Consider the following 21,652-nt stretch of genomic DNA (forward strand, 5'->3'; position numbering starts at 1 on the left):
TTTCGCAATTTGAAGGTCGAGTCACACTAGCGGTCACACTTTTGGAATACTTCATCGAGCTTCTCGGCTACAGAACGTTGCATATCAGGTAACACATGACTGTACGTATTTAATGTCGTACCTATATCGGCGTGACCTAGTCGTTCTGAAATTAGTTTTACATTAACGTTTTGTTGAATTAATAGCGTAGCATGAGTATGTCGTAAATCATGGAACCTAATTCTAGGTAAGCCGAGTTTTTCGGTTACATTGTAAAATGATCTACGTATGCTTCGAGAATCTAAAGGTTTTCCATATTTCGAGGGGAGAACTAAGTCTAGGTCGGTGTATTTATCACCGGCTTTTTCTTTTTCATATTCGACGAACTTACGGTGAGTTCTTAACTCTTCTACTAAAATATTCGGAATATGAATTGTACGTATACTAGTTTTATTCTTTGCTCCATATTTTAATTCCCCACGTTCAGACAACGTTTGTCTGACAAAAATTCTATTATTTTCAAAGTCGATATCTTTCCAACGTAGCCCCAAAATCTCACCTTGACGCATTCCAGTAAATATCGCTATTGAAAAGCTAATACGAAATCTCGTAGCGTTCCCCATTGTCTTACTTCCACTCAAAAAGTAATTTACCTGATCCAACGTCCATACTTCCATTTCAGTTTTAATTATTCTAGGTAAAACAACATCGGTTGCTGGGTTATTCTTTATAAGTTTAAGTACCTTCGCTCTTTTCAAAGAGGTTCTTATAAAACTGAAAGCTAAATTTATTGTACCTTTTGAGTAATAATTTTCCTCTATTAACGTGTTGATGTAATTTTGTAGATGCATTGTTGTAATGTCTTGAATCCTCAAGTGACCGAGACGAGGTTTTATTATATTTAAGTAATGCGTGTAATTTGCTCGAAAGGTACATTTTTGAAGCTGATTTTGCCTTTCTTTAAACCACTGTTCCATAAATGCTTCGTATGACATATGGGAAAGCTTAAGAAAATCATCGTTAAGAAAATCAGCCTTTAAGAGCGTCATTTCTTCATTTGCTTCTCTTTTAGAAGCGAAACCTCTACGCCGTATCTGTTTACGCTTGCCTGTCATTGGATCTTTAATAGCGAAGACAAAATCCCATTTACCTGTATCCTTATTTTTACTTACTGTACCACTCAATCTTATGTCCTCCCTTAAAAAGTCACAAGAAAGAGGTTATATCTTCCATTACCTGTATTCTAAAACTAAAGTCACAAATTGTATAGGGGCATAAAAAGTAGAAAAACGTAAAAACATTGGCTCAATTTCAAAAGCCTAAACGTTTATATAAGCGATGAGAAAAATAAATCCGAAATTTATTTATGAAAAGTGCGCGAAGTTAAAAAGTCCCGCGTCATAGTAAATGTAAGGAGTTCACAAGGCATTACACGGAGGTGGAAATGAGTGAGTACAGTGAGCGAAAATAGCAACTTAGTATCAATCGAAGCCCAAACGGAATATTCAATTACGAGTGGAAAACGAGAGACACGAATCTTCCTTAAGATGTATGTCGACGCAGTACACTCCGGTTTAATAGCAGACTTAGGTCCGGAAAGATGGACGACTCTTTGCGTATTAGCTTCATTCATGGATGAAGATGGCGAATGTTATCCAACGCAAGATATGATTGCAAAACGACTTAATATAAGCCGTGAGAGCGCCAATAGACGCATCAAAAAGCTATGTGAATATCGTTGGGATGGAAAGCCGTTAGTCGTTAAAGAGAGACGTAGACACGAACGTACACAACAATGGGAGAATACGGTTTATACGATTCTACCGATTAGTCAGCTAACAATATTCGGAAATGAACCGGAATCTATCAGTCCATGTGACGCATGACCACATATGGTGACTTCCACACATGGTTGTAGTTCACACTAACAAGAACTAACTCTTAACAAGAACTATCTTTTAACTAGAAAAAGATTAAGAGCTAAAACCTTGAAGTCTATTTCTAGCGAAATATCCTTCCATCATTAATATATTCAGCGGTAATTACTTAAATAAAAGAATGTCGCTAATAGATGATGAGATACAACGAGCGTATGCGAAGTTGTAAGGTTCTAAATAATTATCGGAAGGAACGATTTATATGGATAAAAAGATTCTTATTAAACGATTAGAAAATATCTTGTTTCACATAAATACAAATGGAAAAATAATCGGCGGTTACCGCACATTAGAAGACGTCAAGTATAGCTTAGAAAACTTAGTAAATGAACTGAAGGAAAGTGAATAGGAGGTATTTACGGTGAGAGACGTAACGAAACGATTACAACGTATCCTATCGGAACTAGAATCGTTAGAGTCCGACATGCAACAAACGAATATACGCAGGTCACAAACGGATATAGCGCAGCAAGATATTTTACATACTATTGAAATTGAGACGTTTACTACAGCACGTGGTAATCACATGTTGAAAGAACTGAAACGTATTCGTAAAGAACGTCGTAAGGCAAAGGACGATCAAGCGGTTTTACAGTCGGTCATGCACACGCTAAAAGGCGTTAAGCAGAGAGTCGAGTGTAGCATCGGAAGTGTAACCGGAGTCATTGAACGTCAACAAGAACGCAAGGTTACAAAAGGTTACTGACGTAAATTTTACACTCAAATAACGAGATAAGAATCTAGGAATCTACGAATGTATATAACAAGGAGTGTTATCGGTAGGATAGGCGGTAACTAACGCAGATATATGATACCGGTCAGAAAAAAAGACCTAAGAATATAGGTCAAAAGAAAAGGTGTAGCCATATATTAACATTTTTGTCGGTCGAAGACTATATGTATCGTATTGAGAAAATTCATAACGACATATGTCGAAAACATAGAAAAAAAGAACCTCTGTAACGACAGAGATTCGAAAGGGATGGAGTAAATACGTCTATTAGGAAGACGCATCGAGTAATGTCTGCTCGATAATTAAATGATAGCGCGAATCTTCAGAAACTATTAGCGGTAAATATACCCACTATTAGAAGACCAAGGAGGACTAACAAATAAACGAATGTTACACGATTTATTACTGAAAGAAATCTACATCGAGGCGCTAATCCGTCGCAACGTATTCAAAACGGAAGACGGGCGGGACTTATGGCAGGCGTCTAACGAGGAATTACATGCGCAATTATTTGCCGAGGAGGGGAACCAATGACACGCATATCAACGAAAGATTTCCGCAACCTACCAATCGAAAAGTGGAACGTAACGACATTCCGAGAGTACCTAAAGCATGTACATGAGGAACGTTATAAAATTCCGTATGTCACTCGCAGCTATGCGATGGAAGGTCGTATGTTGAAGACGTTCATCGCCGAATATAAACCGGAAGCAACAAAACTATTCATCGACGCATGTTTCGCCGACTATAAGCCGACAAGGGAGTATCCCGGATTAAACTTTGCGTTTATGTATTCGTATATGCGATCCAGGTTGTTGCCGAGAGTTCTTGGAGAAATTCGTAGAAAAGGTGCACATTTATCTCGGAATACGGAACATATATCAGTAAGTACGGAAGAAATTATCGATTATTTATAATGGAGAAATTATTTTTTGAATATGTGAGCACTAACCGAAAAATGTGAAAGTAGTATTAGTAGAGATGGAGGGAAAGAAATGGCACGACCTAAATTAACGTTTGAACAAGTGAAAGAGAAGTTTGAAGAACGTGGTTATGAGTTGTTGGAAACTGAATACGTAATAGGTACAGCAAAGATGCGGTATAAATGCCCGCATCATCCGGATAAAGAGTTATCGATTAGTTATGCAGAGTTACGTAACGGCAGTGGTTGTCGATATTGTGGGATTTTAAAACGTAGACATTCTTTTGAACTCGTAAAAGAAACGTTTGAATCACGAGGTTACAAATTACTAGAAAAGAATTACGTAAATGATAGAACGAAAATGCGATATAAATGTCCGCACCATCCAAACGAAGTATTTACGATACTATTTTCACATTTACGAAGAGGTCACGGTTGTCCGAAATGTGGTCAAGAACGAAGTGGACAAGTCCGATCAGAAGTACATTTTAGAGAGCAAGCATCGAATGGTCCGTCAATTTATACGAAAGGGCAGCGTCAAGAAGCACGTCAAGAAACTTCGAGATTGCTAGATACGTATTGTTACGATTGTCCAAACAAGGATTTACCGTATATCGGAGCGATTGAAGAGCATTGCTACAAAAACTGTCCGCATGGGATTGGATTAGATATACGAAGATGTGGCGCAATATTAGCCGGTGAAGATGCTGACGCAGTAACTGAGTACTATAAGGTGAAGTTCGAAAAAGAACGTATCGACCGTAAAGGGGTGACGGTATAATGCAATGCATTCTATCCGATTATTGTTCGCTATACAAAAGCGAATCATGTAACCGTCAATGTTTTTCCTACATCGCACTACATGGACATAACGGTAATGGAGGACGTATGGCAGCGACTAACTTACCGAAAGAATACCGTCATTTAACGTTACAAAATTCGCCTGTACGAGCGTCCCAACCGAAAGTATATAAATCGATTGAAGCGTATGTAACGACTTTCTCACGGCAATTTGAGATAGATGAGGTAACGGACGCAAAAGACAAGATTAAATCGATGTATTTGTTTTCCGAAGAGACTGGCACGGGGAAAACGACGACAGCAGCCGTAATTTTAAACGAGTGGCTTATCCGACACTACATCGGCAGTTTGCAGCGAAATAGGCAATCGTTGCAGGTACCTGGATATTTTTTAGATGTGAACGAATGGCAGACGCTTTTTAACGAATTTAATCGGTCCAACATACCGAAAGAAGTGTCAGAGAAAGCAGCGAAAGAATACTACCGTCGAGGTAGTCATGCGAAGGTGGTACCTTTCGCAGTGCTAGACGATATTGGAGTACGTAGTGCAACCGAAGCATTTCGAGGAGATTTACATGCGGTGATAAACCATCGGGTAACAAACGGATTACCAACGGTCTACACGTCGAACATTCCTATCGACGAGTTGGAAAGCGTATTTGATCGTAGGTTATACGATAGAGTGCGAGATTTGTGCGTGGTCTTGCCGTTCGAAGGCAATTCGAAAAGAGGGATGCGGAAATAAAAAAATGACCGATCCTTTTATAGGAGCGGCCGTACAAATATCATGTGCTGGAGGTCGCTCCAAATGGCATAAGATGTTTTCTCTAAAAAGTATGGACAAGAAGTTTTACGATTATACGTAAAAAAACGGCGAGTAACCAAATAGGCTACCCGCTACGTCTCTGCACGACACGGAGGAGAACCCCCGTTTTGAAAGAATGAAGTCGAAGGGAGATCGACTCAAAGGTAGTGTGCGTATGATTAAAAATCATTATTCGCATATGTTAGAAAGAATAACTTATCGTTAATTATATGAAACAGTAGATAGAAGGAACTATAGTGCAAAACGTTTCATATCAGTTAGTCTTGTAATAATTTGTCAATATAAGATTGAGTGTTGGAAAACCAGCTAGGTGGGATTAAACCCTCTTGAATTATATATTCTTGTAAATCATTTTTTTCGGATGCATACACTTTCCAAATCTTTTGTTTTATTTTTGTTGGCTTACCCCATAGTTGATCAATTGTTTGAACTGAAGGTTCTAAGACAAAATAAAAATCATCATTTCGTGTTTTACCTCCTTCAGCTTCTATAAATTTATCCTTAAATGTTAGGAGAACATAAGGGACATATAGTGGCGTTAATCCCTTCTGGTACCAAAAATCTTTTTCATTAGCAACCCTAATTAAATCTCTAAATTCAGAAACAGTTAATCCATCTGCTAAAGCGGCACATTTGCTATAAATATCAAAGGTATGATTTTTTACAAACTCTATAATGTCTTTTCCATTTTCTTTATCAGTTTGAGAACCTAAAGCATCAGAATAATTAACACGTTTTTTCTTCATAGATGGACAAACTGAATTTTTTGGATGTATAAAATATGCGCTTTTAATAAGAGATTGGTCAGCATCAACACGTATATCAGCCTCACAAATCGGACAAATGATAGGTTCGCCTTTGTGCTTTGTTGTGTAAGTTTCTAAGTTTACTTTTTTACGGGAATCTTTTAATAGTGCGTTATATAAAGTCACAGATTTTACCTCCAATGTAAATTGTTATCTTTATTAATATTTTAAAACGTTTTTAAGTTTCTGAAAAGATGGAAATATGACAATGATGTGTGACTTAAATAATAAAAATGAATATTAGGAGGAAACGATATGGGTGTATACTCAACAAAAGAACAAGAAACGGTATTAACTTTCGACAACGAAACGAAGGAATGGAGCGCATACTCTTGCGTTCCAAAACACATTCGTAAACTATTAGAAATAGTCGGAGAGGAAAACGTTACAGTTATCGAGAGTGATGACGGCAATATCTTGGCGGTGAAATGTACGTTACAAGAGAAGAACGTCAGCATCAAACGATTACGGACGTATAGCGAGGATCAGAAACGTAAAATGGCGGAGAGAATGCGGGCGGTTCGGGAAAATATATGATTAATGATGGACAACACCGAAGGGCAATAATACTGGAGAAAGGAATTAAAAATATGAATTATACCATAAATTAAAGTTTTGTACTTTTTAAGATTTGAGGTAGAAAAAACAAGGTATTATATCATAGTTCACAATTTCGCGCTTTTTGATTTCTTTAGTGAAAACTACTCATTTTTTTTGCAAATGGATGTAAAGTTTCGTTTTTTTTATTAAAAACATAGAAAATAAGCAGTTTGTATGTAAGAGATTTAAAAAAGATAAGAAAAAATATATGTGTTACAGTTGTTCTATAAATAGAATCTAGCGCGATTACAAAGGATGTTGCCTAGTGTTAGTTTCTTTTATACACTCGGAATCATACCGCTCTTTGACAACCGAATAAAAAATCGCTCAACAAACAATATAGTGGAGGTGTAGTTAATGAACTACGGAGAAATGCTCTTATCGAAAGTGGTAGACACCGCTAATCCTATACAATTAAACCATGTAACAGAACGAGATTTTGTTACAGAAGCTGAACGTAAAGCGTACCGTTTTATTAAAGATTACGTAGAGACTAATCGAGGGCGTGTCCCCGACTTTCGTACGCTAGTAGCAGAAGTCGACGGTTTCACATACGTCCCAAATGTCGAGGATAGTTTCGAGTATTTAACGAAGCAAATAAAATCCTATTCTGCGAAGATCGAAGTGATGGGGTTACTACAAAACGAAGCGCCGGGCCAATTCGAACAACTAGACGGAAATTCTTTCCTTGAATGGTTGCGAGAAAAAGTCGACGGAGTTATAATTAGAACAAATGTTCGCGATAAAGTGGGAACAAGTCTAAAGACCGATAGGGACAGGTTTCTAGAAGAATACGAACGTCGTAAAAAGGGCGAGTCATATCGTATTTGGAAATCTCGTTTTCCATTCATAAATAAGGCGATTGGTGGCTATGTTTCTTCGAACGTCTACACAATTTACGGAAAGTCAGGGCGTGGTAAATCCGCAACAACTATCGAAGAGGGCGTAGAGATGGCGTTCCAAGGAGCGAACGTGCTTATCTGGCTAATGGAAATGGGATGGTTTGAGGGAATGGTACGCTTATACACTTCGATTTCTTCTCGTATTGGTGCGACTGTAGCCGAACTAGACGGTATAAATTTAGAAGCTGGTTTTGATTCGAAGGAAATTCGTCATGGAAAACTATCAGAAGAATTTGAACAAGGGTTTAAAACGTTCTTAGCGAATATCAACGAAATTCTACCTGGTAATATTATTGTACGAGGCGTAGATGATGACGACTTTCACCAAAGAGATTTACGACAGTTAGAAGTAGATATAACTGAGACGAATGCAGATGTAGTGATTGTCGATCCGTTCTATTATCTAGACTATGAGAAGAACACGTCTAAAACGGCTGGTGGCGATGCGGCTGAAACATCGAAGAAGTTACGTCGATTAGCCGGTAAGACAGGCGTGGTTATGTTCGCTATCACACAGGCGGATGAAGTCGATAATAATGAGGACGAAGATGGCCAACGAGAATTACGCTTACCGAAACGTAGTGAAGTAAAGAAAACGAAAGCGCTTCTAGAGGACGCAGCGTTATTGATAGCGGTTGATACTGACGCAAAACAAGGACGAGGCATGATCGGTATTAATAAAGGCCGTGATGGCGGTGAAGGGGAATCGGCTGAAATTATTTACATGCCGCAAATTGGTGTTATTAAGGAAATGGAAACTGGTGAGCATGTGGCGAAACAATTTACGACTGTGTTTTAAATTAAAAGAACGGTAGGTGGGTCACCTTGTCAAGTATTCAAATACGTGGGCAGGACGTAAATGTAGACATCGAATACGAACTACGGCAGTTTTCTTGGACTAACGAAAGGTGGTCATATGATAAACTGATTGCGGCAAGTCCGTTTCGATATGAACACACGCCGAGTTTCTTCGTTAACTTAGATGGGGATTACGCTGGTACGTGGAAAGATTCAGGCGCATTTGATAACGAATGGGAAAGCGGCAACTTTACCAGATTGTTATCTTACTTGCGAAATGAGACGTATGAAGAAACGGAAGAGTATTTACTCGAAATGTACGGTGTGGAATATGGTTACGATAATCTCGTACTTAAGCCACCGAAACTCCGGATTGATAACGGTCGCAAGGCCCTCGATTTTGGTCGGTTGCAAGAGTATGCTTATCGCCATCCATATTTGGGACAGCGAGGTATTAGCGAAGAGGTACAACGACAAATGAAGATCGGTTACGACCGTTTTAGGCAGGCGGTTGTAATTCCGTGGTTTGATACAAACGGTAGATTGGCGAATATAAAGTATCGGAAGGTTTCTTCGAAAGTCTTTTGGTACGAAAAGGATGGAAAGCCAATTGGAGATTTGATATACGGACTACATCTTGCTTATAGACGAAATATTAAACGTGCAGTATATTGTGAAGCGGAAATAGATGCGATGTCGTTTATGACGGCTGGGATTTTCGGATTAGCAAACGGAGGCTCGTCGTTTAACCAACGAAAGGCAGAGCAAATATTGAAGTCCCCGATAGGAGAATTAGTTATCGTGGCGGATAACGATCTAGCAGGCGAGAAACTTCGAAAAGAACTTGAGAAATATTTAAATGGGAAAATACGCTTGACAAATGGATTTGTTCGTGGATATAAGGATGCGAATGAAGCGCTAATAAAAGAAGGGGCATCTTCGTTGATATCTGTAGTTGATAATGCGGAGCCAGTTCGATTAAAATTAATATACGTGAATTCACGTAGTGACGGTCGGAGGGAAGATACGAAACCTTCCCGGTAAATAGATGTTATTCCGTTTCCCATTCGTATAATTCTTCGATGTCACAATGTAGTTTAGCGGCAATATTACGCGCTCTTTCTACGTTAGGCAAATTACGCAGGCTGACATAATCCGTTATGGATTGCGGTGTAATACCGACTTTTAGTGCGAGCTCAGCTTGTGTAATGCCGTTCTTTTTACATAGTTCGGGAATACGGCACCTTCCGACTTTAAACGATGTAATCACCTCCTTTCTTAAATCGGAGGCTTTGAAACTATTATTCTTGAATGTTTATAATTTTAACTACTTTTTCTATAGGCACGTCTAGATGCAGACAGATTTCTTCTATTGTACTCAAATTTACAGACATTCCTTTGTTAATATTTGCAATAGTTCTTGCGTTTAGAATGGTACCGCGGAGATCACTAATTACCATTTCTTTTTCTTTTAGTGTCTCATGCAACGGAGAGTAGTCAATCATTTTAACACGTCCTTAAAAAGTTTCTCAACCTATTCTATGTTTACAAAAGTAAACATTGGAATTATAATTACATTATACCAAAATTTTCTTATACAGCATAGGAGGGTTTTCAAGTGCCGGGGTTTCACAGAGAGATATGCGATTTTATAAATGATAGAGACGATTTAACATTTTCAAGTGTAGGTGAACAAATCGAGGCGTCAAAGCAATGTATGTCTAAGTTTAAGAAGGATGGTACCATAGGGTTTAGAAAACTCTTGAGACTCTCCTATTATCTATTTCCAGAGAAACAACGTGAGAGGATGGAGGATTGGTGCCTGCAATTAGATTCAGCAGAGTCAATCCAACAGAGTCTAGAATATGCAGCAATAACGCGGAATGTAAATTTACTAAAAAAACTAATTAAGAAACACAAAAAAGAAACTGGTATTGTAGGAGATTATATAGATGTTTATAAAATTATCTATAAATACATGAATTATGATATAGAAGGTTATGAAATAATAGAACATTTAAAAAAGATTGAAAATACTGAAGATGGTACGCTCACGATATTGATTAATATACTTAAGTGTTATGATCATTTTGCGCAAAAAAAGATTCATCTTATGTTGGATCTGGCTTTAGAGGTAGAAGAAATGATTAAGAATTTAAGTGATAGTCGAAAGTTATTTATCAAAGAATGTTATCTTCATAGACTAGCTGAAATTTTAGCTCCAGTTTATCTACATAGAAATGAGCTAGATTTAGCAAGACATTATGCCTCTTTAATAATTAATGCAAATATTTGCGCGAAAACAGTTTCTGATGCGTCATACTATGTAGGGATGTCGTATTTAGTTGAAGATAAAGATAAGTGTTTAGAATATCTTCAAAGAAGTCACGAAATCGCCAAATCTGTCAATGTAAAAAATTTAATTTTACAAACAAGAGATAACCTAGATTATGTTAAAATTTACCTAGGGATACCGCTTGGGATAGATTCAGATGCGAGACTTGTTATGTATCAAAACAATAGAAAAAATGTGAAGTTAATTAACGATTATATTGAAGAGAGAGGTGAGAGAGACTTTCTTTTGATGTATAGAGCTTGCAATCAAGAATCTATCCTTGGGCTGTACGAATGTTTCCAGAGGTTCTTTTCAAATTCGAACTTCTATTTCTCTAGTCTAGTAGCAAAAGAAATATACGACAGAGGCGATCGTTCCGGTATGACTCAAATGTTAACTAATTTTAAAACTAACAATTTAAAGGGAGAGATTCAGTTTGAAAAAAGTTTTATTAGGAGTTTCCGCAATTTTGACTCTAGCTCTAGGAGTGTTTGCGCTTAATGAATTTGTAGATGTACAAGGAGATAATCAACAATACAGTTCACAAGAAACAAGACCGGGTGGTTAATTAGCAATTGAATAAGATTATGAAGAGCGATCTTATTGATCGTTCTTTTTTGTTTTTCTAAATGTTTACTAAAGTATACAATGTGTAAATTCCAGTACTTAGTGTACTTTGATAAATATTCCATGGTAATATGCTAAAATTTGAACATTGGCAATAAACGAAAAATTTCTTTTTAAAAAATTATAAAAAATGTGCGCGAGCTTGGCCGCTTGTGCGTCATAGTTATTGTAAGGGGGAATAAGAAGTGAAAGAAGAACAAAAATTGAATATCAATAAGATGGCAAACGATTATCTTCGAACAGGAGACGATTTCATCTTTACGGATTTGTACACTAGCTTATCGGAGGTATATCGGGACAAGCTTCGGTATTGGAGTACGAGTACATACATGGCAAACGAACATGATATAACCGGATTGTTCCACGATGTAATACAAAAGGTACTGGAAAGTTTACGAAATAACGCTGGCGGCGATTTCGTAAAACTGTTCGCAGTATCACTAGGTAACAACTACAAGTCACTATTACGAAAGTTACGTACGAGAAGAAAGTACGAATTATATGAAGGGCCTGATAGCGATGGGGAAGAGAACACGGCAATGTTTGAAACTATCGCTGACGACTTCGATTTAGAAGAACACGTTACAAAAAAGAAAGAAGCCGACCAGCGAAAACTGATCGACTTCTTATCTGACCCGGCTGAGGTCAATGATGAAACGACGACGGCAATCGTCGAATCGTTCCTGTCGAGTGAGAATAAAACTCCAACGCCGACGGCAATCGGCAAAATGTTGGGGCTACATCACTCGACAGTTATACGCAAGATCGAGCGCCTGACAAAGCGCTTCGACGAGAGACAGTTTGGTTCATACCAAGACTACCTTCTTGCGTAAAGATACGTTCTATATGCTTAGGCATTGCATATAGGACAAGTAGTTTAACACATTTTGTTTGATGTACGAAGGGGGCAAAATGCTTCCCTTTGTACTTGCAACTAACCGACTTGGCAGGTCGATTAATTTCAATACTTTTGCTTAACGAGGAGCTAAGCGGAAGTGCAATACTTTGCAATGCAAAACATTACAATGCAATGCACTTCACTGTAATTATACAGTATTACCACGGTATGTTACAAATTAATTATATGTAAATTCTAACGACAACATTCGATATATTACGTATTATTTCTATAAAATAATTTAACGAATGTCGATATAACGTCATTACCCGTCGTTAACCTTTCCTTCCCCTTAGTGTAGTAAACGGGTAGTGGCGTCATATGGGCGTTTGGCATTACAGCACGATGTGTTGCGTCCTACAAAAATTCTCGATTTCTACCGATGTATCCCCCACGTCGGTATTGCGTAACTTGAGCGATTGTTTAGAGCTCAAAAGCGATAAGTTGCGTAATACGGGCGTGGGAGTCACCCAAGCTCGAATTTATAACAAAGGAGTTGTTTCAATGGGTATTAGAGAAACATTAAAAAAGCGTGAGGAACAACGAGAAGCAAATCAAAACGGAGGTAACAACGATTTTCCAGAAGGCATAACGCGATATGTTCGCATGGGGAAGCACGGCGAAGTAAACGGAGATGGTCGTACGTTTATCTTACTGGCTGATCCGGATAGTTGGTATTTCTATTTCGTACATGAAGATAAAACATTCGACGGTAAACGTACGATTCACCGATTCAGAAAACATTCTTGCTTACACTCTCCACGTGAAACAGATGCAGACATTACGCAGTATTTCAAACCAGGTAAAACGGAATGTCCATCATGTAAAGTCGGAGCGAAACGTAAGATGTACGCAATGATTCCTGTTTACGATTTAGCGTATGAAACATACCGCGTGATCGATACGGCTGAGTTCCACATTAATAATATCATTGCTGACTACGATAAAGCCGAAAAGATGGGCCGTAAGTTTAATCCGAATTACTCGTTAGTAGGTGAAGCGGTTCACTTTAAACAAGTTGATAAGTCCTACTCGCTTGAGTCAGGCGAAGCAACAGACGAGCAGGTCGAAAAGGCTAAAGCGTTTATTGGTACTAAATTTGGTTACGAAGACTTAGCTAATTATCGTGAAGAGGACGACATCATTACATTGTTACAAGATGCGGAAGACGAAGCGATTGATAAATCGAAATTGCCGACAGCCGCAAACAACGAAGGTACACCAATCGATATCTCAGATGATGATTTACCGTTCTAAGGGGGAGCGTATATGGCACATGAAACAACAGTTAAGGGCGGTTGCTCGGAACTCCGAGTAGCCCTCGCGCTCTTAAACCTCGGTTGGGAAGTAGCGAATTCGTTCATCCCGGAGGTTTACGATTTAGTGGCGCGTGATCCGATTAATAAACAGTGGTACACGATACAGGTAAAAACGATTCGAGTAAGACACGATCGCGACGATGCGTTAGTGGTACAAGCGAAGAAAGGTAACGGCGAAGCTTACACGAAAGATGATTGCGACTATATCGCAGGAGTCGAAGGTGACCGAGTATTCATGTTCGAGTGTGCAGGACAACGTGAGTATTGGGCTACGGAAACTAGCGCAAGTCAACGATGGATTGAGTTAACGGCAGTTACTAATAACGAAGAAAACGAGGAGGAAATTAAACATGGCTAAATTAGACGGAGTTAAAGTGGTTAATGAAACGGTGGAATATAACGGGTTTGTTTATACGTTAGTTACAGGAGATGCAAAAGTAGAAGATATAGTGAAAGCATCTGAGCAAGAACTTGATGTAACAGAAGGAGCATTTTACTTAGTGGTAGACATTGATGACGACAACGATATCGTTTTTAAAGACAATGTCGATGATTCGAATTACTTTAATCAAGGAGAACATTCCGTATTCCGTAAATCGCACGTAATTACTACCGACAAACTAACCGATGCGGAAGGCGTAGTTACAATCACCTTACCTGACGGAACTAAACTCGAAGGTACTCCGTCTGACTTAGAAAAGATTACTCGTAGTATGCAGGCGTTGCAAGCGGAACAGGTAGCAACGGTGGAAATGCCAGAAGAAGTGGTCGAAGTAGAGAATGCAGGTGATCCGGTGTCAAAACGTTTACAGGTTGGTGACTATGCGAAGGTTATCACACACGATGATAATGGTCAATCTAAATTTGGCGATATTGTAAAAGTAACAGAGGATGATGAAAGCAACGTTCCGTTTGATACTAAACATTTAGACGGTAGTTATGCTGGCTGGCACTATGAAAATGATTTAGTACGTGCTACAGAAGCCGAAGTAAAAGCGGCAACTGCAACGAAAGATGAGCCGTTAAAGATCGGTGATTACGCAAAAATAATTCAAGAAGGACATGGAAATTTCGGAAAGGTCGTTAAGATTACAAACGATAATCGAGATGGACAGCTGTACCCATATTCAACAGAGCTATTAGACGGTACTTTTGGAGATATCCATTCGGAAAATCACTTAGTAAAAGCAACCGAAGCTGAAGTCCTCGAAGCAAAGCAAGCGTTATTGAAAGAAGGCGACTTTGCGAGAATTATCGCTAACACTTCAAGCCACCGTTTTGAAATCGGCACAGTAGTAAAACTAAAAAGTGAAAGTGGTACTAGTTTTACAGCATACTATCTTGACGAATCGGATTTTTGGGGAGTTTATAGAAAAGATCTCAAGCCACTAACGAAAGAAGAAACGGAGCACATTACTCGTGAAGCTGAGGAAGAGAAGAAAGCGAAAGCAGAGCGTGCTAAGTGGACGGCTATCGGTCGAAAGGTTGGCGAGATTAAGAAAGGCGATATTGTCCGTACGATTTCCCATTGTGGAAGTGTAAATCCTGTAGGAACAATCGGTGTAGCGTATGGAGATAGTACGGTAGATTCTTGTTCAACAGTCGCTTTAGCTGGTGATTCAGGAAATTGGTCGAGTGTAGAACTAATCGTGCCAGTAGAACAACGCTTCGACACAGTAGGTTAAACAATGCGCATTTGCGAAAATTGTAACGCTGTACTCAACCGTAAGGAATACGTATACGATGATCGTGAAGGTAATTCATTTTGCGATAGGAGATGCTACGAAGAGTGGGCGGACGATCATCACGAAGTGGCAGTAGAGTTTTACTATCGATTAAATTGCAAGGAAACGGGGCGGTAAGTTATGACGCCGAAATTAACGTTAAACTTAAAAATACCGGGTGTTAAAAACACCGAAGAAACCAAAGAACGAGTGGCAAAAGCGGTCGAGCGAAAGGCAAAGGCGACCGAAACGATGGAAGACGCATTCAAACGCGTTTGGCAGATGTGTGAGAATGACGAAAAAGAATCCGTATTATTTAAACTGGCATATGAAGCATTTTCTTCCGGTACGATAGGCAGGTTATCGGAGAAACGTTTGACAAAAAAAGAAGTCCTAGATATGGGACGTATTGTACAGAAAGAGCGTGAGGATGCGTTGCGAAAGCAGCGTATCCAACAAACGCTTGTTAACAAACCTAGTAATTATCACATTATTACCGATGAAACGAAACTAGGCGAAATGATTTCGCGTTTATATAAAGAAACCGAATTGCAACGTAGTAACGAATGGTTTCAACAGGCATTCAAACTATTCGACAATACGTTGATTCTTAGAAAGCTAAGCGAACGAGGTATTACAATCCCTTCGGCGCTGTCATTGACGGTGTGGGATACGGAGACTTCCGGCTTAGATAAGATGATTGATTTAACGGGAGGTTATTCGTTTTGGCTTCCGTTATTAAACGAAGGTTATTACGTAGCTTATGGCCATGTAAATGAAAAGCAGCAATGTAAACGTTCAGTAGCGTTAGAAGTAGTTAAGCCGTTTATAGAAGACGCAGCGCACATCAAATCGTTTCATAACGCAGAGTACGATTTGAACTTACTATGTAACGATGGGTTTAAACCAGCAGGCGTACGATTCGACTCAATGGACGCACAATTCATCTTATATGATCACGAAGAAACATACGGTTTAAAACCGCTATTCACGAAGTACAAAAAAGCAATTGGTGGATATGCGTTAGAAATGGACGATTTCACTTTCGAAGATTTATTCGGAAATGGGTCGCCGTTACCATACGACGCTGAAACTGTTGGGATATACGCCATCAAGGACGTTCATAAAGGTTGGTTATTAACGAAATGGCAAATTGATAATTTAGTAGCGACGGATGATTTAGCGAAAGCGTATTTTGAAATCCGTCAATACTTACCTGAAGTAAACGTAGAGATTGTTCGTACCGGTTTCGAATTAAACTTAAAAGAGCTTTCGAAGTTGGAAGTTGAGTACGGTGAAGCTCATGGTGAGGCACAACGTAAGTTATTTGAAACGTATGAGATTGACGATGATTTTCTATATAAGATGTCGCTTGCGATTAAAGGTGAGCAGATTAACAAGTGGATTGAGGCGCAAAAGAAACGTATTGAAAAACAAAAAGATATGTTAACGAAGTGCCAGGCGGAAATTGAAACAGCCAATCCAGCGACTAAGAAGTATCAACAATTAAAGACTCGTATTCATAAGTATCAAACCGAGGCTCTTCCCGAGGCGATTCCGCAGAACGCACCGGATTATATACATGAATTTAATTTATCAAGTAACGATCATTTAGCTTATTTAATATACGACCATTTAGGTATTAAGGATCGTACGAAAGAAATCGTAAAGGATAAGAAGAAAGTACGGGCTGTTTCGAATGATGTGTTAGAACGTTATTTCAAAGAAGAAGAGTCGCTTAAACCACTAGCGTATTTTTCGAAATACAGTAAGCTACTGGGTACTTACGTTGAGAAGATGCCGAAAGCATTAGATGTTGACGGACGGATTCATACGCAACTTAGAACGGTATCGACCGGTCGTTATGGCTCGAGTGGTTACAAAGGAAAGCCAAATGATGTTTATACCGGTTCAGTTACGGATAGTAACTTTTTAGATATTCTTCAACGATTAATAGATTGTAATGAGCAAGTTGAAAAAGGAACGAATTTACAGAACATCCCGTCACGCTCGGAAGAAGGATTGCGAGTACGTAAGACGTTTGTTCCTCGAAAGGGATATACGTTTGCTGGTTCGGATTTATCTTCGATTGAACCACGATTACAAGCGCATCGCATGGCTACAGAATTCGGTGATGAGATATTTGCGATTATGTTCCGCAAAGGGCTTGACCCTTACGTGGAATTCGCGTCGTTGCTGTTCGATGTTCCAAAAGAACATTGCGTGGAATCGTATTACAAAAAAGTAAAAGGTACTGATAAGGCCGTACCGCCATTCCGGAAATTAATGAAGCAATTATTCTTAGCGGAAGGTTACGGTCAGGCTTTCGAACAGTTTTATAAGTCCGTTCAAGTATACGGAATTACAGAAGAACACGCAGCAACAGCGTATAAAAAATTCAATGAAGTATTACCTGGATTTAAAAAGATGGTAGAAGCGACGTTTGAACATCTTCGCCAACATGGATGGGTCGCTACATTATGGGGACAGAAACGTAGATTCCCGAAATACAAAGAGCAATGGAAAAGACTAAACCAACTCATGCGTAAAGTGCGCATTTCAGATAAAAACGACCCGAAACTAGGTGAGAAATCACGAAAGTTAAAGTGGGAAGAACGTTCGGAGTTTTGGGAGCTAATCAAAGCGACAGGTAAAGCCGAGCGTCAAGCGTTCAACCATACGATTCAAGGTTCGGGTGCTAACGTATTACAGTTCTGTATGATTCGTAGTTATTACGAATGTACTCTTGCGAAAGGTTGGGAATTCAACCTAACGTTACACGATGAAATGAAACATTCGATTCCAAACGATCAATTAACACCTGAAGTTATTGCGTTGTATGACGACATTATGACGAATACGGTTATTCTAGAAACTCCGCTAGAATGCGACACGGTAATCGAACCGGAGTGGATGAACGAGTATTCGGCGGCAGATTGGGATTTCGAAAATTGTAAACCTAAGGAGGAAACGGAATGAGTGAACGAGTTAAGAAACGAGAAGATTTAATCGGTGATACTGGCGTAATTATAAGAACTTTCAAAGTAATAGATGCTCGTGAAGGAAATCACGGTGTAGATGTTCGAGTATGTGATTCGGATGGTGAGGAGTATTGGACGTCGTTGGAGGATGTCGAATTAGATAGTGGGGTGACTAAATGAATCTATTCGAAGTACCAACGAAAGAACTAAGCGAGGAATTAGAACGACGACAAGGTGTAATTACCGTCCATGTTGAGCCTTACGAAAAGATAGAGGTCGGAGGTATTGTGGTTAACGGTCCGGCAATCGTTTTAATAAATCAGGATTAAATAAATAAAGCTACTTAAAATCCCGTTATGTATTGGTGAGTGGTCGGGATAAGTAGCTTTATGTAAGAAACGTATTAATGTAAAACTTTCCATGGGTCTGGTTGAGGACTAATTGATCCTGACATCTTCTGAAGCCCGATTGCTACTAAGCGTTTGGTAATTTCGCCACCAACTGAACCATTAGCGCGAGATGTTGTTTCTGCCCCCAAATGTACGCCGAACTCGCGTGCAACTTCTTGTGCGATTGGACCTATCGGATCGATTGGGCCTTTTGGTTTTGTATAAGAGCCGTCATCACTTGGTCTAGTGTTAAAGCTATTCATGAAATCACCGCCTTTCTACTATTAGAATTCATTACAGATTATTTTTTATACAAGGAAATAATTGGATGGGATATGGTGATTAATTACTTTAGAAATCAATATTTGAAGGGAGTCGGTAATTTGAGTAGAAACGCAGCACAATTACTACGTCAGAATACGAAAGAAATATTAGCTTATGAAATCGCAGAGGAATTCCGTAATTTCCTCGAAACATGGCATTCATACACGGAGCCTTACGATACGCCTTTAGACGTCTGGCTTCACGAAAGCTATGCGAAAGTATTAAGCAAAGGCAGTTACTTAGACTATCGAAGTCTACCGTATTTCTCACCATCCTCGGCTAACTCATGTCCGAGAGAGCTTTACGAAAAGGCGTTACGGAGTCCACGTGATCAAGCCGAAGTGAAACCGTGGCAAAGACGCTGGCAATTTATCGGAACTAACATTGGAGATGCAATCCAACGTGATATTTTACTAGCGGAACGACATTACGAGAAGTTCACCAGTGAGAAACCACGATTCAGAATCGAACGTACGAAAGACGGATATCCAGCGTTTGAAGATTTTGTTAAAACTCGTAAGGTAATCGAACACAATGACCAACAATTCGCTTTAATCGGTACGTGTGACGGCATTTTAGAATACATCGATGAGCATGGCGTAATTACACGCGTCGGACTCGAAATAAAATCGAAACAGACAACCTACAGTAAAACTTCCGAATATTCACTGCGCGAACCTGGCGCCGACCACGTCAAACAAGTTACATGCTACTCGTTAATGTACGACTTGGATTATTACATCGTCCTTTACATGAACGCATCGAAGAAAGCATGGAATATGAACGAAGAAGATTACGCGAAGTATCCGGATTTCAGAGCGTTTGGTGTTGCGATAACGGACGATATGCGTAACGAAGTTTTGGACAAGTTTGCTAGTATCGTAGCGGCAGTTAATACGAAACAACCTCCGAAATTAGATATCGAACATTGGACATTTAACAATTATAAGTCGGCATGTGCGCAGTCGTTAAGTGAGGAAGAGTACGAGGAAATTAAAATGAGAGTGAACCGAGTGAAACGTTCGAGTTTATCAGATACGAAGAAAGCTCCGTTTATTGGGGCGTTAGAGTTTATCGATAAAGTACGGGAGGGAATTTAATGGAAAACAAAAAATATCTTTATAGATTTTACTGGGATTGTGGTCGAAGTGGAGATTTAGAAGGATTATTCGTAGCATCGGAAGAGGACGTATCAAGTGCAATTGGCAAGGAAGCCTACTTTGGTGAAGTGCTAGGTAAACATAGCGAAGTTTACGGAGAAATTGAAGAAGGTGATATTACGAAAGTTGATATTTCGCCTGAAGCGGTCGCCGAAGTATCGAAACATCTCGGCACTGAATGGAGCGGATTCAATCCATTAGAGTACCTCAATGAGGACAATGAGTAAGCGGAAAGTCTACCGAGTTCTTTCGGTAGACACCTCATTAGGCTCACCCGGAATCGCAGTTATTGACGTAATCAATGGTAGGCCTAAACTAATCGACGTATCACACGTTAAAACAAAATCGACTGAACCAATCGCTTTACGTACGAAAACAATCGAGTCATGGGCGCACTTATTTATACGCAAGTACGCGCCCTATGATTTGATAGTCCGTGAGGGATTCGCTAGTAAAATACCACATACGAACTATACGGTGTTTAGCGCCTGGAATGCGGTGGATCGTGCGTTAAATGATTTCGGTTTGAAGGTCGATGATAATATCGGACAGGCTTCCGTTAAAAAGAAACTACTTGGCAAGGGACGAGCGGAAAAGGAAGAGGTCGAGGCTGGTGTGAGATGGTACGTTGAGTGGGGCGAATTTAAGACGAGTGATGAAAGTGATGCGTGTGCGATAGGACTAGCGTATTTACTCGATAAAGGGATTATTTCAAAGGAGGAAGCAAAATGATTATACTAAGTGTTCATGGTGATGGTGATTATGGTGCAATAACATTTGAGGAAATGTATAATGCACAAAAAGTATACGAGGAAATGGTAACGGAGGGCGTTAGAAAGAAATCACTATTGGATGATTACGATGAGTTAGGAATTCACGTTGAAATATTTGAGTTCGGCGAAATAGACTCCGAGTTTATTAACTTTTTATATAATGAAAACTTTATAGATTATGACAGCGCTAAAGATCGAAATTTCTATGAAGTAGAGGCCGTTAAATGAAATATATCCTACATCGACTGGGATTCGTATTTTCTCCGTTACTCACACAAAAAGGAGTCGGACCATTCCCTATTAAATCCGCAAAAAGACGATTTGAACAACATATTAGATTAATAGGAGAATTCTTACGTAAACAAAAGGAGGACGTACAATGACAGACAAGTTAAATGAGTTATTCGAATTACAATCTGATTTAGATACCCGAATCATCTCCGAAAGAAATATTGATAAGTCACTCGATGAATGGGTCGTAGGAATCACGCTAGCAATGGAAAGTGAGATCGACGAAATCAGACGTGAAGTAAATTGGAAGTGGTGGAAGAACGAGAAACCAATCGATAAGGAAGCATTACAAGGAGAAATAATCGACATGTGGCATTTCTTGATTAGTCTGTCGTTATTATGTGGCTTATCAGCGGAAGATGTTTATCGTATTTACTTAGAGAAGAATCGAGAGAATCACGCAAGGCAGGACGGAACAAGTACGAAGGAAGGTTACGAAGTAGGTGTCGATTGGGCTAACGGCGTAGATCATACAGGATATCCGAAGCAACTTGAATTTGATTTTGAAAATGGAGGCATAAAATAAAA

30 protein-coding genes are annotated in these 21,652 nt (G+C 39.2%); 25 read left to right on the top strand and 5 right to left on the bottom strand.

The window, feature by feature from the left end; translation table 11 throughout:
- Positions 1–26: 26 nt before the first annotated feature.
- Complete coding sequence (locus GBN78_RS08235; protein WP_086389050.1) at positions 27–1,163, bottom strand: site-specific integrase; 1,137 nt, start codon at positions 1,161–1,163, stop codon at positions 27–29.
- A 264-nt stretch (positions 1,164–1,427) separates the two neighbouring features.
- Here GBN78_RS08235 and GBN78_RS08240 point away from each other — a divergent pair, with 264 nt between their 5' ends.
- From GBN78_RS08240 to GBN78_RS08265, 7 genes are all read left to right on the top strand, one after another.
- Positions 1,428–1,865 carry a helix-turn-helix domain-containing protein gene (locus GBN78_RS08240; protein ID WP_086389051.1) on the top strand — a complete coding sequence of 146 codons (438 nt, stop codon included), beginning with the start codon at positions 1,428–1,430 and terminating at the stop codon, positions 1,863–1,865.
- Positions 1,866–2,118: 253 nt separating this feature from the next.
- On the top strand, positions 2,119–2,265 hold the full coding sequence (locus GBN78_RS30125; protein WP_176328016.1) for a hypothetical protein: 147 nt from the start codon (positions 2,119–2,121) through the stop codon (positions 2,263–2,265).
- Between the two features lie 12 nt (positions 2,266–2,277).
- Entirely contained in the window at positions 2,278–2,622 is a 345-nt protein-coding gene (locus tag GBN78_RS08245) for a hypothetical protein (RefSeq protein ID WP_086389052.1), read from the top strand.
- A gap of 414 nt (positions 2,623–3,036) precedes the next feature.
- Entirely contained in the window at positions 3,037–3,183 is a 147-nt protein-coding gene (fbpA, locus tag GBN78_RS08250; RefSeq protein WP_073339438.1) for a Fur-regulated basic protein FbpA, read from the top strand.
- On the top strand, positions 3,180–3,566 hold the full coding sequence (locus GBN78_RS08255) for a hypothetical protein (protein ID WP_073339440.1): 387 nt from the start codon (positions 3,180–3,182) through the stop codon (positions 3,564–3,566). Before fbpA ends, GBN78_RS08255 begins: the two co-directional genes overlap by 4 nt.
- A gap of 78 nt (positions 3,567–3,644) precedes the next feature.
- Positions 3,645–4,352, top strand: a complete 708-nt coding sequence (locus tag GBN78_RS08260) for a DUF723 domain-containing protein (RefSeq protein WP_152127174.1) — start codon at positions 3,645–3,647, stop codon at positions 4,350–4,352.
- The gene (locus tag GBN78_RS08265) at positions 4,352–5,116 is read left to right on the top strand and encodes a P-loop NTPase family protein (protein WP_152127176.1); all 765 of its coding nucleotides are present in this window, start codon (positions 4,352–4,354) and stop codon (positions 5,114–5,116) included. The genes GBN78_RS08260 and GBN78_RS08265 overlap by 1 nt, the downstream gene beginning before the upstream one ends.
- A gap of 338 nt (positions 5,117–5,454) precedes the next feature.
- On the opposite strand, the gene GBN78_RS08270 is transcribed toward GBN78_RS08265, so the two are convergent.
- On the bottom strand, positions 5,455–6,129 hold the full coding sequence (locus GBN78_RS08270) for a hypothetical protein (protein ID WP_152127178.1): 675 nt from the start codon (positions 6,127–6,129) through the stop codon (positions 5,455–5,457).
- 129 nt (positions 6,130–6,258) lie between these two features.
- Here GBN78_RS08270 and GBN78_RS08275 point away from each other — a divergent pair, with 129 nt between their 5' ends.
- The 3 genes from GBN78_RS08275 to GBN78_RS08285 all read left to right on the top strand — a co-directional run bounded on the left by GBN78_RS08275 (position 6,259) and on the right by GBN78_RS08285 (position 9,347).
- The gene (locus tag GBN78_RS08275) at positions 6,259–6,540 is read left to right on the top strand and encodes a hypothetical protein (protein ID WP_086389056.1); all 282 of its coding nucleotides are present in this window, start codon (positions 6,259–6,261) and stop codon (positions 6,538–6,540) included.
- A gap of 420 nt (positions 6,541–6,960) precedes the next feature.
- Positions 6,961–8,304 carry a DnaB-like helicase C-terminal domain-containing protein gene (locus tag GBN78_RS08280; RefSeq protein ID WP_152127180.1) on the top strand — a complete coding sequence of 448 codons (1,344 nt, stop codon included), beginning with the start codon at positions 6,961–6,963 and terminating at the stop codon, positions 8,302–8,304.
- Positions 8,305–8,330: 26 nt separating this feature from the next.
- Positions 8,331–9,347 carry a toprim domain-containing protein gene (locus GBN78_RS08285; protein WP_152127182.1) on the top strand — a complete coding sequence of 339 codons (1,017 nt, stop codon included), beginning with the start codon at positions 8,331–8,333 and terminating at the stop codon, positions 9,345–9,347.
- 7 nt (positions 9,348–9,354) lie between these two features.
- Here the strand turns inward: GBN78_RS08285 and GBN78_RS08290 are convergent, their stop codons facing one another.
- Both GBN78_RS08290 and GBN78_RS08295 read right to left on the bottom strand, forming a co-directional pair.
- The gene (locus GBN78_RS08290) at positions 9,355–9,573 is read right to left on the bottom strand and encodes a helix-turn-helix transcriptional regulator (RefSeq protein ID WP_226798469.1); all 219 of its coding nucleotides are present in this window, start codon (positions 9,571–9,573) and stop codon (positions 9,355–9,357) included.
- Between the two features lie 31 nt (positions 9,574–9,604).
- Positions 9,605–9,808 carry a helix-turn-helix domain-containing protein gene (locus GBN78_RS08295; RefSeq protein ID WP_000568403.1) on the bottom strand — a complete coding sequence of 68 codons (204 nt, stop codon included), beginning with the start codon at positions 9,806–9,808 and terminating at the stop codon, positions 9,605–9,607.
- A gap of 113 nt (positions 9,809–9,921) precedes the next feature.
- Here GBN78_RS08295 and GBN78_RS08300 point away from each other — a divergent pair, with 113 nt between their 5' ends.
- The 9 genes from GBN78_RS08300 (at position 9,922) to GBN78_RS08335 (ending at position 18,516) form a co-directional block, all read left to right on the top strand.
- Positions 9,922–11,139, top strand: coding sequence for an AimR family lysis-lysogeny pheromone receptor (locus GBN78_RS08300; protein ID WP_086389059.1), 1,218 nt, complete (start codon positions 9,922–9,924; stop codon positions 11,137–11,139).
- Positions 11,140–11,450: 311 nt separating this feature from the next.
- Positions 11,451–12,098 (top strand): MarR family transcriptional regulator, encoded by a 648-nt coding sequence (locus GBN78_RS08305; protein WP_086389060.1) that lies wholly within the window; start codon positions 11,451–11,453, stop codon positions 12,096–12,098.
- A gap of 569 nt (positions 12,099–12,667) precedes the next feature.
- On the top strand, positions 12,668–13,420 hold the full coding sequence (locus tag GBN78_RS08310) for a single-stranded DNA-binding protein (RefSeq protein ID WP_152127184.1): 753 nt from the start codon (positions 12,668–12,670) through the stop codon (positions 13,418–13,420).
- 126 nt (positions 13,421–13,546) lie between these two features.
- Complete coding sequence (locus GBN78_RS08315; protein ID WP_226798470.1) at positions 13,547–13,840, top strand: hypothetical protein; 294 nt, start codon at positions 13,547–13,549, stop codon at positions 13,838–13,840.
- Positions 13,833–15,167: a hypothetical protein gene (locus tag GBN78_RS30600; RefSeq protein ID WP_226798471.1), complete on the top strand. Its 1,335-nt coding sequence runs from the start codon at positions 13,833–13,835 to the stop codon at positions 15,165–15,167. The genes GBN78_RS08315 and GBN78_RS30600 overlap by 8 nt, the downstream gene beginning before the upstream one ends.
- Positions 15,168–15,170: 3 nt before the next feature.
- The gene (locus GBN78_RS30130; protein ID WP_176328017.1) at positions 15,171–15,344 is read left to right on the top strand and encodes a hypothetical protein; all 174 of its coding nucleotides are present in this window, start codon (positions 15,171–15,173) and stop codon (positions 15,342–15,344) included.
- Positions 15,345–15,347: 3 nt separating this feature from the next.
- Positions 15,348–18,185 carry a DNA polymerase gene (locus tag GBN78_RS08325; RefSeq protein WP_152127186.1) on the top strand — a complete coding sequence of 946 codons (2,838 nt, stop codon included), beginning with the start codon at positions 15,348–15,350 and terminating at the stop codon, positions 18,183–18,185.
- Positions 18,182–18,367, top strand: a complete 186-nt coding sequence (locus GBN78_RS08330; protein WP_152127188.1) for a hypothetical protein — start codon at positions 18,182–18,184, stop codon at positions 18,365–18,367. The genes GBN78_RS08325 and GBN78_RS08330 overlap by 4 nt, the downstream gene beginning before the upstream one ends.
- Positions 18,364–18,516 carry a BC1881 family protein gene (locus GBN78_RS08335; RefSeq protein ID WP_016123180.1) on the top strand — a complete coding sequence of 51 codons (153 nt, stop codon included), beginning with the start codon at positions 18,364–18,366 and terminating at the stop codon, positions 18,514–18,516. Before GBN78_RS08330 ends, GBN78_RS08335 begins: the two co-directional genes overlap by 4 nt.
- 74 nt (positions 18,517–18,590) lie before the next feature.
- Here GBN78_RS08335 and GBN78_RS08340 read toward each other — a convergent pair whose 3' ends face one another.
- A complete protein-coding gene (locus GBN78_RS08340) occupies positions 18,591–18,839 on the bottom strand; it encodes an alpha/beta-type small acid-soluble spore protein (RefSeq protein WP_086389064.1) in 249 nt (82 codons plus the stop codon).
- A gap of 120 nt (positions 18,840–18,959) precedes the next feature.
- Here GBN78_RS08340 and GBN78_RS08345 point away from each other — a divergent pair, with 120 nt between their 5' ends.
- Genes GBN78_RS08345 through GBN78_RS08365 form a run of 6 tightly spaced genes read left to right on the top strand, consistent with a single transcriptional unit; the run spans position 18,960 to position 21,650 of the window.
- The gene (locus GBN78_RS08345; protein WP_152127190.1) at positions 18,960–20,000 is read left to right on the top strand and encodes a hypothetical protein; all 1,041 of its coding nucleotides are present in this window, start codon (positions 18,960–18,962) and stop codon (positions 19,998–20,000) included.
- Entirely contained in the window at positions 20,000–20,287 is a 288-nt protein-coding gene (locus GBN78_RS08350; protein WP_152127192.1) for a hypothetical protein, read from the top strand. The genes GBN78_RS08345 and GBN78_RS08350 overlap by 1 nt, the downstream gene beginning before the upstream one ends.
- Complete coding sequence (locus GBN78_RS08355; RefSeq protein WP_152127195.1) at positions 20,280–20,792, top strand: crossover junction endodeoxyribonuclease RuvC; 513 nt, start codon at positions 20,280–20,282, stop codon at positions 20,790–20,792. The genes GBN78_RS08350 and GBN78_RS08355 overlap by 8 nt, the downstream gene beginning before the upstream one ends.
- On the top strand, positions 20,789–21,061 hold the full coding sequence (locus GBN78_RS08360) for a hypothetical protein (protein WP_152127197.1): 273 nt from the start codon (positions 20,789–20,791) through the stop codon (positions 21,059–21,061). The genes GBN78_RS08355 and GBN78_RS08360 overlap by 4 nt, the downstream gene beginning before the upstream one ends.
- Positions 21,058–21,216, top strand: a complete 159-nt coding sequence (locus tag GBN78_RS30135) for a hypothetical protein (RefSeq protein WP_193224726.1) — start codon at positions 21,058–21,060, stop codon at positions 21,214–21,216. The genes GBN78_RS08360 and GBN78_RS30135 overlap by 4 nt, the downstream gene beginning before the upstream one ends.
- Positions 21,213–21,650 (top strand): dUTPase, encoded by a 438-nt coding sequence (locus tag GBN78_RS08365; RefSeq protein ID WP_152127198.1) that lies wholly within the window; start codon positions 21,213–21,215, stop codon positions 21,648–21,650. Before GBN78_RS30135 ends, GBN78_RS08365 begins: the two co-directional genes overlap by 4 nt.
- Positions 21,651–21,652 lie beyond the last annotated feature (2 nt).

The organism is Bacillus sp. B2-WWTP-C-10-Post-4 (genome assembly GCF_009183805.1).
Classification (GTDB): Bacteria; Bacillota; Bacilli; order Bacillales; family Bacillaceae_G; genus Bacillus_A; species Bacillus_A cereus.

What these genes read in the sequence shown, in the direction of transcription:
- GBN78_RS08295 (WP_000568403.1), bottom strand. Translation starts at nt 9,808, where the DNA reads ATGATTGACTACTCTCCGTTGCATGAGACACTAAAAGAAAAAGAAATG.
- GBN78_RS08280 (WP_152127180.1), top strand. Translation starts at nt 6,961, where the DNA reads ATGAACTACGGAGAAATGCTCTTATCGAAAGTGGTAGACACCGCTAAT.
- GBN78_RS08260 (WP_152127174.1), top strand. Translation starts at nt 3,645, where the DNA reads ATGGCACGACCTAAATTAACGTTTGAACAAGTGAAAGAGAAGTTTGAA.
- GBN78_RS08275 (WP_086389056.1), top strand. Translation starts at nt 6,259, where the DNA reads ATGGGTGTATACTCAACAAAAGAACAAGAAACGGTATTAACTTTCGAC.
- GBN78_RS08360 (WP_152127197.1), top strand. Translation starts at nt 20,789, where the DNA reads ATGATTATACTAAGTGTTCATGGTGATGGTGATTATGGTGCAATAACA.
- GBN78_RS30600 (WP_226798471.1), top strand. Translation starts at nt 13,833, where the DNA reads ATGGCTAAATTAGACGGAGTTAAAGTGGTTAATGAAACGGTGGAATAT.
- GBN78_RS30125 (WP_176328016.1), top strand. Translation starts at nt 2,119, where the DNA reads ATGGATAAAAAGATTCTTATTAAACGATTAGAAAATATCTTGTTTCAC.
- GBN78_RS08365 (WP_152127198.1), top strand. Translation starts at nt 21,213, where the DNA reads ATGACAGACAAGTTAAATGAGTTATTCGAATTACAATCTGATTTAGAT.
- GBN78_RS08310 (WP_152127184.1), top strand. Translation starts at nt 12,668, where the DNA reads ATGGGTATTAGAGAAACATTAAAAAAGCGTGAGGAACAACGAGAAGCA.
- GBN78_RS30130 (WP_176328017.1), top strand. Translation starts at nt 15,171, where the DNA reads ATGCGCATTTGCGAAAATTGTAACGCTGTACTCAACCGTAAGGAATAC.
- GBN78_RS08340 (WP_086389064.1), bottom strand. Translation starts at nt 18,839, where the DNA reads ATGAATAGCTTTAACACTAGACCAAGTGATGACGGCTCTTATACAAAA.
- GBN78_RS08355 (WP_152127195.1), top strand. Translation starts at nt 20,280, where the DNA reads ATGAGTAAGCGGAAAGTCTACCGAGTTCTTTCGGTAGACACCTCATTA.
- GBN78_RS08255 (WP_073339440.1), top strand. Translation starts at nt 3,180, where the DNA reads ATGACACGCATATCAACGAAAGATTTCCGCAACCTACCAATCGAAAAG.
- GBN78_RS08330 (WP_152127188.1), top strand. Translation starts at nt 18,182, where the DNA reads ATGAGTGAACGAGTTAAGAAACGAGAAGATTTAATCGGTGATACTGGC.
- GBN78_RS08265 (WP_152127176.1), top strand. Translation starts at nt 4,352, where the DNA reads ATGCAATGCATTCTATCCGATTATTGTTCGCTATACAAAAGCGAATCA.
- fbpA (WP_073339438.1), top strand. Translation starts at nt 3,037, where the DNA reads ATGTTACACGATTTATTACTGAAAGAAATCTACATCGAGGCGCTAATC.
- GBN78_RS30135 (WP_193224726.1), top strand. Translation starts at nt 21,058, where the DNA reads ATGAAATATATCCTACATCGACTGGGATTCGTATTTTCTCCGTTACTC.
- GBN78_RS08335 (WP_016123180.1), top strand. Translation starts at nt 18,364, where the DNA reads ATGAATCTATTCGAAGTACCAACGAAAGAACTAAGCGAGGAATTAGAA.
- GBN78_RS08325 (WP_152127186.1), top strand. Translation starts at nt 15,348, where the DNA reads ATGACGCCGAAATTAACGTTAAACTTAAAAATACCGGGTGTTAAAAAC.
- GBN78_RS08350 (WP_152127192.1), top strand. Translation starts at nt 20,000, where the DNA reads ATGGAAAACAAAAAATATCTTTATAGATTTTACTGGGATTGTGGTCGA.